Origin of the sequence: Aureispira sp. CCB-QB1 (assembly GCF_000724545.1) — a bacterium.
GTDB lineage: Bacteria > Bacteroidota > Bacteroidia > Chitinophagales > Saprospiraceae > Aureispira.
The window spans coordinates 1-18,019 of the sequence record NZ_JHBV01000139.1; the positions used below are offsets into that span (position 1 = coordinate 1).

Annotated in this window: 13 protein-coding genes and 1 pseudogene; 11 read left to right on the forward strand and 3 right to left on the reverse strand. The window is 31.0% G+C overall.

The annotated features are described in order from the left end of the window. Nucleotides 1–54 precede the first annotated feature (54 nt). The 3 genes from CG11_RS26850 to CG11_RS31090 all read right to left on the reverse strand — a co-directional run bounded on the left by CG11_RS26850 (nt 55) and on the right by CG11_RS31090 (nt 2,056). Nucleotides 55–822 carry an ArdC family protein gene (locus CG11_RS26850; RefSeq protein ID WP_052599995.1) on the reverse strand — a complete coding sequence of 256 codons (768 nt, stop codon included), beginning with the start codon at nt 820–822 and terminating at the stop codon, nt 55–57. A 130-nt stretch (nt 823–952) separates the two neighbouring features. After that, on the reverse strand, nt 953–1,594 hold the full coding sequence (gene dcm, locus CG11_RS26855) for a DNA (cytosine-5-)-methyltransferase (RefSeq protein ID WP_076784554.1): 642 nt from the start codon (nt 1,592–1,594) through the stop codon (nt 953–955). A 213-nt stretch (nt 1,595–1,807) separates the two neighbouring features. Continuing rightward, on the reverse strand, nt 1,808–2,056 hold the full coding sequence (locus CG11_RS31090) for an HNH endonuclease (protein WP_072011017.1): 249 nt from the start codon (nt 2,054–2,056) through the stop codon (nt 1,808–1,810). Nucleotides 2,057–2,168: 112 nt separating this feature from the next. Here CG11_RS31090 and CG11_RS26860 point away from each other — a divergent pair, with 112 nt between their 5' ends. From CG11_RS26860 to gwsG, 11 genes and pseudogenes are all read left to right on the forward strand, one after another. Further along, a complete protein-coding gene (locus tag CG11_RS26860; protein WP_052599997.1) occupies nt 2,169–4,007 on the forward strand; it encodes an ATP-dependent endonuclease in 1,839 nt (612 codons plus the stop codon). Beyond that, nucleotides 3,991–5,970: a UvrD-helicase domain-containing protein gene (locus CG11_RS26865; protein ID WP_052599998.1), complete on the forward strand. Its 1,980-nt coding sequence runs from the start codon at nt 3,991–3,993 to the stop codon at nt 5,968–5,970. The genes CG11_RS26860 and CG11_RS26865 overlap by 17 nt, the downstream gene beginning before the upstream one ends. A 91-nt stretch (nt 5,971–6,061) precedes the next feature. Beyond that, a complete protein-coding gene (locus CG11_RS26870; protein WP_052599999.1) occupies nt 6,062–6,988 on the forward strand; it encodes a DUF6615 family protein in 927 nt (308 codons plus the stop codon). Further along, nucleotides 6,985–9,978: a caspase family protein gene (locus CG11_RS26875; RefSeq protein ID WP_052600000.1), complete on the forward strand. Its 2,994-nt coding sequence runs from the start codon at nt 6,985–6,987 to the stop codon at nt 9,976–9,978. Before CG11_RS26870 ends, CG11_RS26875 begins: the two co-directional genes overlap by 4 nt. Nucleotides 9,979–10,192: 214 nt before the next feature. Then, nucleotides 10,193–10,774, forward strand: a pseudogene (locus tag CG11_RS26880) (recombinase family protein); the annotation flags it as partial. A 144-nt stretch (nt 10,775–10,918) separates the two neighbouring features. Next, nucleotides 10,919–13,267 carry a BACON domain-containing carbohydrate-binding protein gene (locus CG11_RS26885; protein ID WP_052600002.1) on the forward strand — a complete coding sequence of 783 codons (2,349 nt, stop codon included), beginning with the start codon at nt 10,919–10,921 and terminating at the stop codon, nt 13,265–13,267. Nucleotides 13,268–13,965: 698 nt separating this feature from the next. Beyond that, on the forward strand, nt 13,966–14,376 hold the full coding sequence (locus CG11_RS26895; RefSeq protein ID WP_052600004.1) for a hypothetical protein: 411 nt from the start codon (nt 13,966–13,968) through the stop codon (nt 14,374–14,376). Nucleotides 14,377–15,553: 1,177 nt separating this feature from the next. Further along, complete coding sequence (locus CG11_RS26900) at nt 15,554–15,757, forward strand: hypothetical protein (RefSeq protein WP_052600005.1); 204 nt, start codon at nt 15,554–15,556, stop codon at nt 15,755–15,757. 33 nt (nt 15,758–15,790) lie between these two features. Beyond that, nucleotides 15,791–16,015, forward strand: coding sequence for a hypothetical protein (locus tag CG11_RS26905; RefSeq protein ID WP_052600006.1), 225 nt, complete (start codon nt 15,791–15,793; stop codon nt 16,013–16,015). Between the two features lie 71 nt (nt 16,016–16,086). Further along, nucleotides 16,087–16,950, forward strand: a complete 864-nt coding sequence (locus tag CG11_RS26910; RefSeq protein ID WP_052600007.1) for a hypothetical protein — start codon at nt 16,087–16,089, stop codon at nt 16,948–16,950. Beyond that, complete coding sequence (gene gwsG, locus CG11_RS26915; protein ID WP_052600008.1) at nt 16,947–17,921, forward strand: grasp-with-spasm system ATP-grasp peptide maturase; 975 nt, start codon at nt 16,947–16,949, stop codon at nt 17,919–17,921. The genes CG11_RS26910 and gwsG overlap by 4 nt, the downstream gene beginning before the upstream one ends. The last annotated feature ends 98 nt before the right edge of the window (nt 17,922–18,019 follow it).

Sequence of the window (18,019 nt, forward strand, 5' to 3'; positions counted from 1 at the left end):
ATTCTGTTAACTTGATGTACCGTTTTTTCATTTTGCTAATATAAACTATTTTTATTATACGGTTTCTTTTGTCACCTTACTTAATTCTTCCTCAGCGTAAATCATTTTATTTTTTTGCTTCATCTGGAGAATTCCTTTTCGTGCCAACCGAGAACGATGCCCAGTCCAATGAATTAGTTCATGAAAAAGAACTCTGTAATAAGCTTCAGCACCATGTGCTACAAATTGTTGGAGATTAGGCATATTGATATAATCTAGAAGAGGTGCATAGTAAGCTCTATTTTCATCTGAAAATAGAATTTTAGGAGCTTCTTCCATTGCATCAAGCAGTGATTCACAGTGCTCAATTGGTCGAATCTCTTGTTTTTCAAGAGCTAGCTTCTCCCATTCAATACCTTCTGTATAACTGATATTAAAAACAGTATATCGCTTTAAATAAGGACGTTTTTGAATTGGAGTTTCGTTTTCTTCCGCCGTTCGTATCTCTGTAGCAGAAAGCTTTTTTCCTTCTTCATCTGTACAATAAAAATTGACGTAATAAATGTATTCTGCTTTTGAACCTCTAATGATTTTTCCTCCTAATTTTTGAATTTGCTTCCAGGTCAAGTAATACGGCACTTCATATTCTGCGATAAAGTTGAGCAAGAACCAATTGATTCCTGTGTATTGGTGTTTGGTGAAGAAGTTCTGGGCAAATCCGTATTCAGAAGTTTTGAACAGTTGTTTCCAAGGAATGGTACCGTTTTCAAGTAATTGGATAAGTTTATCGGTTACTTCTTGATACACATCTGTATCCAAAGCATTCTTTTTATTTTTTTGCATATCATCGTTGTTTTGATAAAAAATGTGGTGGGAATGTGAAATAGCAAAAACAGCCCTCGAAAAGAGAGCTGTAATCGGATGATAGCATAGATAGGAGGGAGGGCGAAAAGAAAATGATTGAAGTCTATCTCTACTCTAATAATTGCTTTTGAATGCTTTTTGCGATGACAAAGGCAAGTTGGACAGGAACAGCATTCCCAACCATTTTATATCCCGTTGTTAAGCGGTCATAGAAAAAGAGAAAGTTATCTGGAAAGGTTTGTATTCGAGCACATTCTCTGATGCTTAAACGACGATAGAGCGATTCTTTTTGTGGTAGGAAGGTGTATGCATCTTTTGCTTGTTGTATCATCTTTGGAGCTTGTGGATGAATAGGAGCATGCCTTCCACCTGCTTGAATGGTAAAGCTTTGTTGGTTCCATGTTCGGACACGGTTTCGAGAAAGGTAACGGGAAGAAAAGTCCCCTGTCATATATTCATGATAGGGAATAGCACATTGTTCCTTGTTAGAGTAGTTGTTTGCTTTTTCAGACAGAACGTTTGTTTGAAGATCTTTTATTGTTTGGTGAAGGGTAACTTTAAAAGGAAAGGGTTTGGGAAATTGATATCTTATTCCAAGGTCTTTTCGAAAACCAACGAAAAATACTCGTTTTCTGTCCTGTGGAATTCCATAGTCTGCGGCATTAAGCATTTTTACGCTGAGTATATATCCAATATCATTATCTGCATCTTCATTTAAAAGCCAAGAAAATGATTTTTCATGATTTATGATGTCCTTTTGAGGAAGAAGAGATAATCCAATTTTGACTAAAGCTCTGTATATATAACTAGGATTAATAGCACTATTTCTAAAAGTAATTGTTACTTTCTTCTCTTTCTGACCTATTTTATAGTCCTCTGGTTTTCCAATAATGAATTATTTTTGATTTGTATCTGTAGATTTTAATTTTGTGATTCTATTCTTATCTCTGTTTTCTTCTCTTGATTAAAATATAGGTACTTTCCTTTTTTTCCTAATGTGCATAATAGAAAGACTTGATAGAAATAGTGTTGTTAAATGACTCTCATACTTACTAAATTTACTGTTACAGTCATCACATTCAAAATTACTTGTAAAATTATTCTCTCCTAATAATTTTGGTAAAACATGTGCCCCTATTGAAAAAGAGACTACAGACTCTTCTATCCCACAAAACCTACATTTTTGTTTCGTACAGAAAACAAAATTCGTCAAAAACTAAAAAAACTAAGTGTTTAATAGTATAATCGTTATAAGTTAATGTATTTAAATATATATTTTTACTAAAAAACGTAATATCTACAAAATAGCCTTTAAAACACTTAGAATGCATTTATCAAATATAAAACTTTGGAATTTTAGAAAATATGGTTCTGAATCAGAACTAGACTTAGAAGAACCTAATCTGGATTTAAATTTTAAGAATGGGCTTAATGTACTAATTGGGGAAAATGACTCAGGGAAGAGTGGAATTATTGATGCTATTAAAATAGTATTAAAGACACATAGTTATGATTGGCTTAGAATTAGCCATGAAGATTTCTTCAAAGATTCCACAAATCTAAGAATTGAATTAGAGTTTTCTGATTTATCAGATAATGAAGCTAAGCACTTTATTGAATGGCTTGGTTGGAAAGGCGAAGGAGAGGAAGCTGCTCCCTTTCTACGACTAATTTATAATGTTCATAGAAATTTAGAGGACTACTTTATTTATCCTAGTGATGTAAAAGCTGGAGTTGATGAAAGAGGTTATCAACTTACTGCGGAAGCAAGAGAATACTTAAAAGTAACATATTTGAAGCCATTAAGAGATGCTCAAACCGAACTCATTCCTAAAAGGAATTCTAGATTATCGAAAATATTACAAGGTCATGAAGCTTTTAAAGACAAAGAAGAAAATCATATTCTTGTTCAATTATTCCAAGAATTCAACGTTTCTGTAGAAAATTATTTTCAAGGAAAAGATAAAGATCAAAATCCCTTAGTCGGAGATAATCTAAAAGGAAAGGAACTAAAATCTAAAGTAGATAAACTGATACAATCTTTTTACGATCAAGAAAAAGAATCCAATTTTGGAATATCAGGAGGATCTCTGAAAAATATATTAGAACGATTAGAGTTATCATTAAAAGATGAAATAAACCCAGGATTGGGTACTTTGAATAGGCTTTTTATGGCATCTGAGCTCTTGCATCTTGAAAAAAATAATTGGAGTGGTCTCCGTTTAGGTCTTATAGAAGAATTAGAAGCACATTTGCATCCACAAGCTCAAATGCAAATAATCGAAGCACTTCAAGAAAAACAAAATATTCAATTAATTCTTACCACACATTCTCCAAGTTTAGGGTCTAAATTAAACCTTGAAAATCTAATTTTATGTAGTAAAAATTCAGCATTCCCATTGGGAAGTCAATACACTGAACTTATCCCAGAGGATTATGTATTTTTGGAACGATTCCTAGATGCAACAAAAGCAAATTTATTCTTTGCAAAAGGATTAATATTCGTTGAAGGTTGGGCAGAAGAATTGCTGCTTCCTGCTTTTGCTCAAAAATTAAAGTTACAAGGTATTATTCCTAAAAATTTAACAGAGGCTGGAGTTTCTGTGGTAAATATTGGGAATACCGCTTTTTTAAGATACTCTCAGATATTTCTTCGAACAGATAAAGAAAACATAATGGATATTCCTGTTTCCCTCATTACAGATGTTGACATTAGAGACTATGAAAAAAGAGCAAAATTAGATGCACAGGGGAAAGTTATAAAGGGTTCTGATGGAAAGGTTGTTTATGAGTATATCAAAAGAAATTCAACTGATGTTCAGAACGAATCTATAGCAAAAAAATCAACCATAGAAAAAGATTGGAATAAACAAGTTGTAAAGGCTTTCGTTGCCCCCAACTGGACACTTGAATATGCTTTATATAAATCAACATCTCTTGGTTCTACTTTTAATGACATTTTCAAAATAGTGCATCCTCAAGTTGACCCTAGTTCTTTGGAAATGGAACTCGGAAAAAAACTTATAAATAAAGGATTAAAAAAGACAGAAATTGCACACCAGTTAGCTCAAAAACTAAGTTCTGATAGTAGTATTGTAATAGATGAAAATGACCCATCTATAAAATATTTGATTGACGCTATAAAATATGGAACAAATGCTTAGTATCACAGATGAAGACATTTTATATGCAGAAAGAATTTTATTAGAACCAAGTCAATCTTTTGATGATGAAAGAAAAGATTTCATTCGAGATTTCAGAACACTTGATTTGCAAGCTGTTCCTGGCAGTGGAAAAACTACAGCATTATTAGCAAAGCTGCTTATATTGGATCGTTATATGCCTTTTGATGACAATGAAGGGATTCTACTTCTATCTCATACAAATGCAGCTATTGATGAAATAAAAGAACGAATTAGTACTTACTGCCCACAATTATTCCAATACCCTAGCTTTATAGGAACTATTCAAAGTTTTGTTGATACCTTTCTTGCTATTCCATTCTATGTAAATGAGTTTAGAACAAGACCTTTTCGAATTGATAATGAAACATACTACGAACAAGTTGAACAGTTCTATCATAATACACCTAATAGGACACTAACAAATTTCTTAAATAGACAAAGAGATGGTTTAGCTTTTTTGAAATCAATTAGGCTCTCAAAAAAGGAATTAAAACTTGTTCAATATGTAAATGGAACCATCGAGAATTTTAAATTAAAGAATCCAGACTCACCTACTTATAAAGCTTTATTTAATTTTAAATTAAGGTTATTAAAAAAAGGATATTTACATTTTGATGATGGATACACGCTTGCAAATTATCAATTAGCATCTTACCCTAAGACAAAAGGTATATTACAAAAGAGGTTTAAATATGTTTTTGTAGATGAAATGCAAGACATGGATACCCATCAATATGAGTTACTTGAAAAACTTTTTTTCGATGAAGGAACTAGCACTTCTATATACCAAAGAATAGGAGATTGTAATCAAGCTATTTTTAATGGTTTTTCAAAACATGAAACTCATATATGGGATCAAAGGACTCCAACTCTCTACATTAATGGGAGTCACAGAATTAATCATCATTTAGCTCCAATAGTGCAAAACTTAGCCTTAACAGCTAATACTATTTCTGGCTTGAGAAAAAACGATGATGGCTCTTTAATAGATATAAAACCTTATATCCTACTCTTTGATGATGATAGTATACACCAAGTTATACCTACCTATGCAGGAATAATTCAAAAATTACAGGAAGTCGGGAAAATACCTACTAGTTCTCAGAATAAATTTGCAGCTGTTGCTTGGCGTAAAGAACACTCAGAAATAGGAAAATTAGGGCTTTCTGATTACTGGAATGAATACTCGGTAATTGGTCATAAAAATAAAGTGGATTATCAAGTATTAGAAGATTACCTTTTATTTTTTGACAAGGAGGTTAAAACATTGAGTGCAATTCGAAAAAATATATTAAATGCTCTTTTGAAAATATTAAGGCTAGAAGGCGTTTTTGACCAGTATGATCGAATCTATTCTAAAAGAACATTGATGCCTTATTTAAAAGATCATTCTTCTTCAGAATATGAGTCTTTTAAGCTTAAACTTTATCAGTGGTCCTTCTCTATAATCAGAGGTAATGTAGATCAGGTATATGAAAATTTACAATCATTTATTCCATCCTTTTTGTCCTTATTTGCCAAAGAAATAGATAAATCTATTGATTTTATTAACAATCCATCAAGTATAACCCCAGAACAATTAGAAATCATAGGACAATCAAATATCTATGAACTTAATGATATAAAAATTGAAATAGGTACAGTTCATTCTGTAAAAGGACAAACACATACATCTACATTATATTTAGAGACCTTTTTCGAACGTGGATATGGAAATTATGAATCTGAAAGAATACGAAATCAGCTATTGAATATCGACATTAATCAAACATTGGGAACTAGTGTAACGAGTAAAGGAAAAATTAGACAAACTGCTAAAATGACCTATGTAGGCTTTTCTAGAGCAACCCATTTACTTTGTATTGCTGTGCATAAAGATCGGTTTGATCAATATTTATCAGGTATAGATCAAAGCCAATGGAATGTAGTTACTGTTAGTTAGGTCATGTGAAACTCATCGAATCTTTTTATAAACCTTCATTTACAATATGGGATATTTTTAGAAAAAAAATCCATTTTTTAATACAAGAAACATGCATTATTCAACTAAAAAACAGGAAGCTTACCTTAATAAGTTTTATCAGAATGGTCTGTTAAAAGATTGGTTAGCTTATTTTTCAGTATATGTCTGGGAGGAATTACAATTTTCTGCTAAACAGCGAAATGAAATCTCGAAAGTAGATGAAAGAGAATTAACCAATAAGTTAATAAGAGAGTTAGCACGAATCATAAATGAAGAAAAAATCCATTTACCAATAAGACTTTTTCATTCAAAGAATGAGAAAACAAATGGAAGCGATATTGAAATCATTTATGCTTTTGAAGAAAATAAAAATGTGATTTTTCCATGTCAGGCAAAGAGGCTTTATGTTGATAAAAGTCAAAAAAACATTTCAAAAGCTAAATACTCGGCATTTTGGCATAAGACCAATAATGTACATGAGAAATTCCAAATTAAAGCTTTATTAGACTATGCATATTCTCTGTGTGCATATCCGTTATACTTGTTGTATAACTATTCTGAAGAAGAAAGTATAAATTCACTCTATCACGAAAAAGAGCTTTTGGGGAGTACATTAATAAGTGCTCAATATATTGCCGAACAATATTTTAATGAACACTTTGAAGAAAATTTAACTTTTGGGCATTTACACCCCCCTGCAAAACCTCTTCATTCAATAACAGAAGTTAAAGAGCAGGACATGAATAGTTTTTGGGGAAATGACAAAAAGGAATTACCCGTTAAATTCTATACTGACGCTGAAATATTAAAACAGACAGGATGGGTTGAGATGAATCCTCCTGCTGATAGCCCACCACAAAGATTTGTAAAAAGTGTTTCTATCAATGAATTTATGAATAATTCAGTGGTTATAAATCCTCGTATATTTGCTCCTCGGTTCCGCATTTTCATAACAAAAGAACCTATTTATCTCCGAAAAAGAAATTTCAATTTATGATATCGTCAATTCAATCTGGGAAGACATATTTAATATCAATTGCGATTGCTGACTATGATGATAAAAATATAAGTCGCCTGCCAAGTGCCGTCAATGATTCTAATAAAGTTATAGAAATACTTTTAGATAAATACAAAGTCGAACTTCATGAAAAGATTCATAACACAGATTTTACTTCAAGAAAAATTGCTGATTCTTTCCTTAAACTAAAACAAAAAATAACAAAAAATGACTCGTTATTAGTTTTTTATAATGGTCATGGAAATGTTTTGAATGGTGGCTTTTATATGCCGTTTGTAAATAGTAGTTCTGCCAAAAATATGAGCGACTGGTATTCTTTTTATGATTTCCAAAAGCAACTAAAGGAAGTTGAAGATTTAAAGGGAATCACTCTGTTTATTAATGGTTGTATGGCTGGCAACCTGTTTCAGGAATCTTCTCTTATAAGAACATATAGTAGTGTTAACAGTAATAAATCAAGAATAATATTTACATCTGGTAATACAAATGAACCCGTTGATGATGGTACTTTATTAAATTTAGATAATAGCCCTTTTATAGATACAATCGTTGAAGTGTTAAGGAATAATGCTAGTTCTTACGAAATAGCGATGAGTACTATTATTACATATACAAAAGCTAAATTTAGAAAAGAAGAATACAAATCTAATCCAACAGATGGTTATTTTGAAGGACACAATGGGGGAGATTTTTTTCTATATCTAAAAGAGGATGAACATAAAAGATGGAAGGATGTAAATGAAGAAGATAGAGTAGAAGAGTATGATGATTTTATTAGAAATTTCCCAAGTTCACAATATAAGAGAGAAGCCGAAAATCGTAGAAATGAGTTAATAACTGAAAGAAAAGAATGGCTCGGTCACTTAACTAATGCCTTTAATAAGTTTCAAGAATTTACAGAGAATAGAAAATTGAACCGTCCAAAATATTTGAAAGAGGCAAAAGAGTTGCTTAAACATATAGATAAAATTAAGTCTGATTTAACAAAGGACGATAGAGCAATAGAAGAGTGGGAAAAAATCAAAACAAGTAGTGATATTGTAGCTTTCACAATCTTTATAGAAAAGTTTCCAACAAGTAAATATGCTGGAAAAGCAAAGCTTTTCATTGAAGAGCTAAAGAAAAGAGCAGAAGCTAAGGAAGCATGGCAAGATATACCAGATAAAAGAACACCACCTAAAAATAGGAAGGCTAGGTTTTTGGACTATATTACATCTTTTCCTTATAGTAGTAATTTCAGTGAAGCTGAATTGAAATTAAAAGACATAAGTTACTGGATTGAAATAACCAAAGAGAAGTCACCTCACAGAAAAAAAGAAAAGATTGAACTTTATCTAGATACTTTTTCAAATGGCGAATATAGGAAAGAAGCTACAAATGAGCTAGAAGATTTAAACATTGAGAAGAAGATTAAAAAACTAAATGTTGATTTTGAAGATGCCAAAAAGAATGCAAATTATGCAAAACTATCTGAGTTAAAAAGTTATGTGGAGGGTACTTCAAAAGAGGAACAATCAATATACAAAGAGTGTTATCAACAAATTAGTAAAGAAATAAATAATTTAGATTTACAAAGAGAAAGAGATTATCACAAAGCAATTAATGAAGATTCAATTGATTTGATAGTCGAATTTATTCAAAAGTACAACGGATCAAAATATGCTCAAGAACTACAAGATAAATTCCATGAAATAGATGAAAAATCTTATGGACAAGCAGAACAATCCAAAGAAAAAGATGATTATGAAGCATATCTTTTAAAATTCCAAGATAATAATGGCAAATACATCATAGAGGTTCAAGATCGACTAGAAGAATTGAATTATTATGAAGGATTAACGACTATCGAGGAGTTAAAGAAGTACTTAGATTTATACCAAGGAGGAGTTAAACGAGAAGAAGCTGATCACAGAATAAAATCTCTAATTATTGAGAAAAATCGGGAAGAATTATACCACTCAATAAAAGCTAATCCTACAAAAGAATTATGTAAAGATTTCTTGTCCGAATATGATGATGAGGATGGGCTTAAAGAAAATGTAAAATCTATCTTACTTGAAATCGAGCGTAAAGAAAAAGAAGGTCAATTATATCAAGAGATTCTTCAATATGAGGGAGATAAGCAACAAAATAGCTGTAAAGAATATATAGATCTTTATCCAGAAGGAGATAAAATAAACTCTGTAAGGCAAATCTTATTAAAAGTCCAGGCAAATTTAAAGGATGAAGAAGCTTTTATTGATGCAAAAAAATCTGGGGAATCATCAAAACTAGAGGAATATAAGGCTAATTATCCCAATGGACTTTATATTGATAAAGCGGAGGATTGCATTTTTTTCTTAAAAATAGAAAATACCAATAATATCAATGAATTGAAATCTTATTTACAAAAATTCCCCAATGGAATGAATAGAAATAAAGCAGAAGAAAGGATATTTTTTCTAAAAGCAAAAGAACAAGATGCCATAGAGAGCTATAAAGTTTATTGTGAGCAGTATCCAAATGGGACATATATAGATGAAATTAAAACATTACTTGAGCAAGGTCTTAATCAAAAACAAGAAAAAGAGGCATTTAATAAAGCAAAACAGGAAGATACAATAGAGGCTTTTAAGAATTATCTTAGTACTCCACATCCACATACAAAAGAGCATTTAGAATATGCTAAAAAAAGAAGGCGAGAATTAGTTAATCTAGAAAAAGAGAAAGAGTTCTTTCAAAAGATCATGGCAGAGAACAGCGAAAAACTCTGTATTAACTATATTCAGCAATTTGGTTATCAAGGATTATATGTAAAGGAAGTTAGTCAAAGGTTGAATTTAATACAAACAGGAAAGAGCAACACGGATAAAGAAAAAGAGACATGGAGTTTAATTGTAAAAATTGTGGTTGCTTTGTCTGTTATATTCTTTGTTGTATTATTAATAATCGCTTATTTTTTGTGGAATATTTCAAGTAAAATGTTATGATAAATATTCTGCTAGGTTCAAATCAACAATGATAATTCTAACGTTTTTAAATAATTATTCTGTATATATAATAAGTTCAAAAAAAGGACCGTTTATGTGAACTCAACTTCAAAATTAGAAGATCTACAAATTACTTCATAATTATGTTTAAAAAACTGGTCTACTTAATCTAAGTTTAATTTTATGCTTTCAAATAAGTTTTGTAAACTTGTAAATGAAAATTGGATATGCAAGAGTCAGCACAAAAGATCAATCTTTAAATTTACAGATTGACGCCTTAAAAAAGGAAGGTTGTAAACAAATTTACCATGAAGTAGTCAGTGGAGCAAAAACTGAAAGAGTAGAATTAGATCGCCTACTTTCTCAATTACGAGAGGGTGATATTTTAGTGATTTGGAAATTAGACCGATTGGGGCGCTCTCTCAAACATCTGGTTGAGTTAGTACATGAACTAAATGAAAAAGGAATTGGACTCCAAAGTATCAATGACCCAATTGATACCACCACCTCTCAGGGGCGATTAGTTTTTAATATCTTTGCTTCCCTCGCAGAATTTGAAAGAGACATTATTCGGGAACGCACACAAGCTGGACTCAAAGCAGCCAGAGCAAGAGGACGAGTCGGTGGAAGACCAAAAGGCTTATCTCCAAATGCCCAACAAAAAGCGATTGCTGCTCAGGCACTCTATAAGGATGAAAAATTGAGTATATCAGAAATTTGTACAAATCTTTCGATCAGTAAAGCTACGCTTTACAAATACCTTCGTCACCAAGGGGTTGAAATTAGTGGTTTTCGTAAGCGGAAATAGTAAATAAGCTAGTGGGAGCTTGGTTGAAGCTTTACTAGCTTAGATATAAAAATAAGTAATCACTGATTTGAAACATTTTAGAAAAAAATAAGTAAACAAAGTAATACATGAATTTTATTAAAATATTTCTATATGAATTTATTTAAATCATTGTGTTTCCTCACTCTAATTACTTTAGGATTAAATCAACTAAATGCACAAACTTATTCCAGTATCCCAAATCTGAATACATTTACAAATTGTTCTGGTTCGACATTAAATTGTTCAGGATTATCTTGGGCTCATGGAATAATTCGAGTCAAAGTTATTAGTCTAACTGCTTCTCAAATTATATTTAGAATGGAAAAGTGTGATGGAACCACTTTTTCTAGTAATGGTACAATGTACGTAAAAGATGGTAGTGTATGTGGACCTGTATTGGGTGGATCTATAAACTATACAGCAGGATACAGCTATCGTAATAAAACTATCTATCATGGACTATCCTCTGGACAATCAAAAACCTACTATATTACCATTACATCTTCATCGGGAGGAAGGTATTATGCCCAACCTGTTACGGTTAATGTGTCAGCAAATAACACATTGACCGTCTCTCCTATGAGTTTAAATAAAAGTGCGAGTAGTAGTACTTCTCCAATCACCATTAGTTCTAACACATCATGGAGTGTATCTTCTAGTGCCTCTTGGATTACTACAAATGTTACATCTGGTAGTAATAACGGAAATGTATATGTATCCTTATCGGCAAATACAAGCACTTCATCACGAACAGGAAATGTAACCATATCTAGCTCTGGAATATCAAGAACTGTCAATATATCTCAAGCGGGACAAAATGCAAATTTGACCGTCTCTCCTATGAGCTTAAATAAAAGTGCGAGTAGTAGTACTTCTCCAATCACCATTAGTTCTAACACATCATGGAGTGTATCTTCTAGTGCCTCTTGGATTACTACAAATGTTACATCTGGTAGTAATAACGGAAATGTATATGTATCCTTATCGGCAAATACAAGCACTTCATCACGAACAGGAAATGTAACCATATCTAGCTCTGGAATATCAAGAACTGTCAATATATCTCAAGCGGGACAAAATGCAAATTTGACCGTCTCTCCTATGAACTTGACTGTAAATGGGAATGAAACAACAACAACATTTGATATAATTTCAAATAGTTCTTGGAATATTTCAGATAATCAGGCTTGGATGACAACAAATCCTACGTCAGGGACTGGGAACGCTACAATTACTTTAAATTTCCCCCCTAACACAAGTAATACAGACAAGTTGGCAACAATATTTGTCTCTGGTTTTGGAAACAATAATGAAACTATTAATTTTACTCAACTACAGCAAGTTCAATTAGTTGGATATCCTCCTATTTTAAGTGCTAAAGCGATTGTTGATCAAACTCCCTTAAATTTTGGAGCTAGTTTTACAGGGGGAGGAAATCCGATTGTGTATATAGATTTTATATCTCCTGAGAATAATTTCTTTTCAGAAGCAATGAACAATGTTTCTGGAAATTCTTATGGTAAATCTATGCAATTAAATGAGATTGGCGATTATTCTTATAAATATAGAGCTGTCATAAATAACCAAACTATATATAGCTCAGATTTTTCAATTACAATTTTTCCAGATTGCAATTCCAGTTCACAAAATACATATCCCAATGGTTCTTACAATGGGACAGAATGCACAGAGGCTACTGTAGGACAAGATGGTTGGGGTATGGTAAAATATAATTGCACTTCTTGGGTAGCATATAGAGTCAATGATTACTTGAATAGAGATTTACATAGTGGTATGTATCATATTTCGGGAACGCCAGTAGGGACTAATACTGACTGTTCGCCAAGTTCTAGTACAGAAAAATTACGTAATGCTTGCCGTTGGGATGATATTTTTAGAGCTAATGGAGTAAGAGTTGACACTATCCCAGCAAATGGATCAATTGCACATTGGGAACCAGGAGACGATGGTGCAGGTCCAGGCGAAGGAAATCCTGTAGGTTCAGCTGGTCATGTCGGTTTTGTAGAATGCGTGGATGGCAATCAGATTAGAATATCAAATTATAATTTATATCCTAATCTTTGTAATTACAGTCTTATAGTTGCTGATCTATCTAAGCCACGAAGCTATTCTAATAAATTACCAACACAATATATCCATATTGAAGAAAATGTATCTGGTGGAGCTGGTGGTGGAACGATATCAATAGATAAATATCAGGGAGAAAACAAAAGTTTGAATACTATATATCCTAATCCTAGTGATGGGATCGTTTATTTTAAAAATAAAATATCTGTTGATTCTAAAATCAAAGTTTTAGATGTACTTGGAAAGATTATAAGCCTAACAGATGGTGATACTGACTTTCTAGATATCAGTTTTCTTAAAAGTGGAACCTATTTCATTCAAATAATCAGAAAAAACGACTTAAATACATATAAAATAGTAATATCCAAATAAGTTACTATGGAAATTTAAGCTTTTTTACTAAAAAATATCTATTTATATAATGGTAAAGAAAAGAGAATTGTCATTACTTTGATATGTATATTTATCTGGATTGTAATATAGATAAATATTATTTATGTCAAAATAACGATTCGTTAGATAGAAATATATATATACATTATTTTCATTTAAATGACCTTTTGTTTTATATCGAATGAAGGAGATATTACTACTACGAGGTGGGATTTCTATGGAACAATTTGCTGGTGAAATTTTTTGAAAATTAGACATATCATAAAATGATATTTCCATGTCATACAAAAAATCGTTAGGGCAGTGATTATAACTAATAATACTTTTTTGTGAATGATTCGTTTGAATTACTTTTAATACGGTAATTAATGTGTAATTATTATTTGTATTAAAGGATTCTTCTAAAAAAACGTAAGCATCAGGAATATCTATATTAAATGTCTTTGACAAATCTGCATAAGCAGATGTAGATAATAAGAATAAAATTAAAATCATCCCAAAGCGAAAAAAATAATGATGCATCTTATAAATTAACAGTATATTCATACTAACAAACACAAGAAGGTAGTCAATTTTATTTCCTATAACCTTAGATGTGGCAATTTTTAAATGTATATCGATTATACCCCATCTAGATTTATTTGTACCTTGGACAATACAAAAAAATAAAAAAAACTATGAATAACGAGCATATGCAAGAAGTAACAGAAATTATTAAGGAAAAAGTAATTGATTACTTGAGTTCTATACCTCTCATAGATGAACTTGTGGAAAAGAAAGAGATAAAATTAAATATAGAACCTCCTGTTTCTAAAAAAGGATACCATTTAGATTATAGATCACTTAACATTGAAAAAATTTCTTACACGCCTAAAGGTAGTTCTTTATATGAGACGTCCATATTTTTTTGGAAAATGCCTTATCGAATAAAGCAAAGGAATAAAATAGGAGGAACACATGACCCAGGAAAAAGTATTACAGGAGTTGTACAAGCTATAGAATTTGAACTTAAGTTTGATGAAACAACTGGAGAGCCTTTAGTAACAATCCACAACCAAATAAATAGTAGCCGTAGAGTCAAAATATAATTTAAATACCTTGTCAAAAGGAGTATCTTCCTAAAATTTTTATGTTGATATCTTCTTTATTCTTCAAAATCAAATTTATAGCAATAAAAACTATCACTATGCAAAAGTCAGAAGAGACTAATGAAGGATGGACTTGGAAAAAGTCTATTGTATGGGGTATAATAGCAGTAGTACTGCTTTTACTATGGTTAATATGTGATGCATCTGGTTATTGGATTGAAGCTGTTAACTAATTCTAGGAAAAATGAGATCTGGAGGTATTAATTCAAGTAAATAGCCCTATGAAACATTTTTGACTTTTGTTCGACTTTACCCAATGTTGTATGAAGGAAGCAGGTTAAATTCACGAGAAGGGCGTTTGCATAATTTGGTTCAAAATTGGATGTTTTTTGCAAAAAATTGGTTTGATTTAAAAGTTAAACTTCCTAAGTTGAATAAAACTGTTTAACAAAATTTGGTTTCATTCTCATTCAAAAGAACGAGTTTTGATACAAAAAATCGCAAAAACGCTGAAACCTAGTTCTCGTGAATTTAACCTGATGAAGGAAGTGAAAAAGCAAAAGAAGGAGAAAGAGTATTTATTGGTTCCGACTTATGGGATTTAGACAATAGTTACTTAAACCCGCTAAAAGACTTTTTACTTAAACATATCCTCTACTAAAAGTGATGGAGCACACTTAAATTAACGTTATTGGTTATACAAGCAATTTTACCTAATTTGGAGCTCATACTCAAGTTACAAACTAGTAACATTCATAAAAGAAAGGGAACTTAGAATAATATCGAACAAAAATCAAAAACATTCCATAGATAAGTCTTTTTGAGACTAAACCCATAAAGAATATCATTTTGATATTTATTGAAATATTTTACTTGTTTCGTTAAAAAAAACAAAAAAATAATTAAAATATTGAATTTTTGACTTTAATGTAATATTATTACGAACAATCTCAAATATTAAATTATCCCATGAATCCCCAAAACACTTCACTATTGATATAAATCAACCTTTTAAGTTTGGCTAATTCTTAATAAAGAATAAAGGATATTATTACTATTAGTAATGAGAGGACCCCTGTATCCTTGCTATTGTACTGATCATATAATAGTAACCTCAAACAGGCGTGAAACTCACCTACGTGAAAGTGAGAAAACTCAAATTTTTAAATTATTTAAAATGAAAAAAGACTTTGAAAAGTTTACCTCTTCAATTGAGAAATTAGACTTAATTACAGGAGGAGCAACTAATCAAAATGCCGCTGTTGCACAAGATTGTGGTTATTCTACAGAAAACTGTAAAGGAACAGTTGAAATGTCTTCTGTATTTGGTCCTACAGATTATGATTCAGAGAAATTTGGCGACTGGTACTCTGATTGTTAATATTTAATGAAATTTAAAATCCTAAAAAGAATTATGAAAAAATCAAAAAAAGATAACTTCTCAGCATTTGAGAATGACATAGCTAAACTTGACACTACACAAAATATATTTGGTGGTGCAGATCCTGGGTATTCTACTAATACATCTAAGTGTACTTGGAAATATAATGTTATGAGTGGAAATGGATATGGTGATACAGAAGCGGATGGTGATTGGTATGATACATGTACTCCTGAACCATTAAGCCCAGCTACTTAATATTTTTGTTCTAGGGCAATCCTGTTTATTAAAACAGGATTGCTATTTCGTTTAAATATAAAACAATATTTATGAATCTTAGTCAAATAAGTATTTTATGTAGTTTGCTTTTTATAGTAGGTTGTACTGTTAAGAATACTAAAAAAACAGAAAAAATGCCCCTTCCTAATTGGTATAATGTTGCTATTCCTGCTGAATTTGTTGATGATGACAGCTCCAATTGGTCTATGAATGAAGACAATCTTGCATTCATTCCCAAAAGAAAATTCATCTACAATTATACTCTTTCACAAACAAATGAAAAAAAGCTTCACTCTATTGTTAAGTTTAATCGTAAATGTATCGAAAACAATTCAATAGATTGTATAGATTGGGAAATAAGCCCTATAGCAAATTTTGATACAGATAGTCTTTACCCTATTGAAAAAATAGCTTTAACCGTCTTTGAATCAAAAGGTCATACTTCGCTTTCTAATACTCAAACTATTATTAAGTATGATTATCTAAATTCTAAAGGACGAATTCTTTTTGGAGATAAGACAGGAGTAGTTGAGGACAGCAATAGCGTTTTTTTACATCCTCCACGTAATTTCGGATTTTGTCTAACAGAATTTTGTCCATTTCCTGAAATTAGAAAAGGTAAGGAAAGTTGGACTTCTACGTTACATATACCCTCCTATTGGTTTGAGGATGCTAAATTAGATTATAAAGAAAGTATTGGTCTTGATGTTGAATATACTTATAAAGGGAAAAAAGAGGTAGAAACACCACTTGGCACACTACTTTGTCATAGAATAGATGCAAAAGGTACAAGTGAAGAGGTAGAAACAAGTTTGAATTTTTGGTATCATGAGGAATATGGATTTGTAAAACTAGATTATCAATTACCTAATTCATATCATTTGGTACTTAATCTTGAAAAAATAGAAGGATGATACTAATACTTAGCAAAGCTGAGTCAGAATACTCTACAGAAGATATAATGGATTGGTTAGAGCATTATGATGCTCCGTATATCAGAGTAAATGGTGAAGATGTACTTGAAAATATTAATTATAAAGATGGTAGTTTAAGTTTTAAAAATTTTTCACTAGAACAAATTAATGTATGTTGGTTTAGGCGGTCTATATCCGAAAACTATTTTGATGAAACGATAGTTGGTATTGAGAGTAATTATGACAATAAGGCTGAAATTTTAAAATATTTAGGGCGAGAATATAAAACCCTTCAACAATTATTTATAAAAAAACTTCAATCAAAAAAATGGTTATCTCATCCTAAAGAGGCAAATGTTAATAAATTAAATGTTTTAGAAGTGGCAAAGGAAGTAGGTCTTAATATACCTAAAACGCTTGTAACAACAGAAAAAAAAGAACTATTGGAGTTTATTTCCAAAGTAGGAGACGTTATTTCAAAACCATTAGGAGAAACTTCGTTTTTTAGAGATAAAAAACAAATACATAGCTTAAAAACTTGTTTAATTACGAAAGAGTCGCTTAAAGATATTCCAAATTCATTTTTCCCAACATTATTTCAAGAACAGATCAATAAATCATTTGAATTGAGAATTTTCTATATGGATAATACTTTTTATCCTATGGCAATTTTTTCGCAAAATGATGAAAAAACTAAAGTAGATTTTAGAAATTATAACCTAGATCGTCCAAATAGAAAAACACCTTATCTATTAGAACAGGATATAGAAAATGCGCTTCATATACTCGTTAATAAACTTGGTTTGACAAGTGGGTCATTGGATTTAATTAAGACTTTAGATAATCAATATGTGTTTTTGGAAGTAAATCCAATCGGTCAGTTTGGTATGACATCTAGCCCTTGTAATTATTTTTTAGAAGAAAAAATAGCCCAATATTTAATCCAACAAAATGAAGAAAGAAACCTCTAATTTTAATATTGAACACATTATTAAAAAACTACCTCTAAATTTTCGTTATCTAACAACTGAAGATATATCTGACGTATCAAAAAATAGTAGTCGAATAG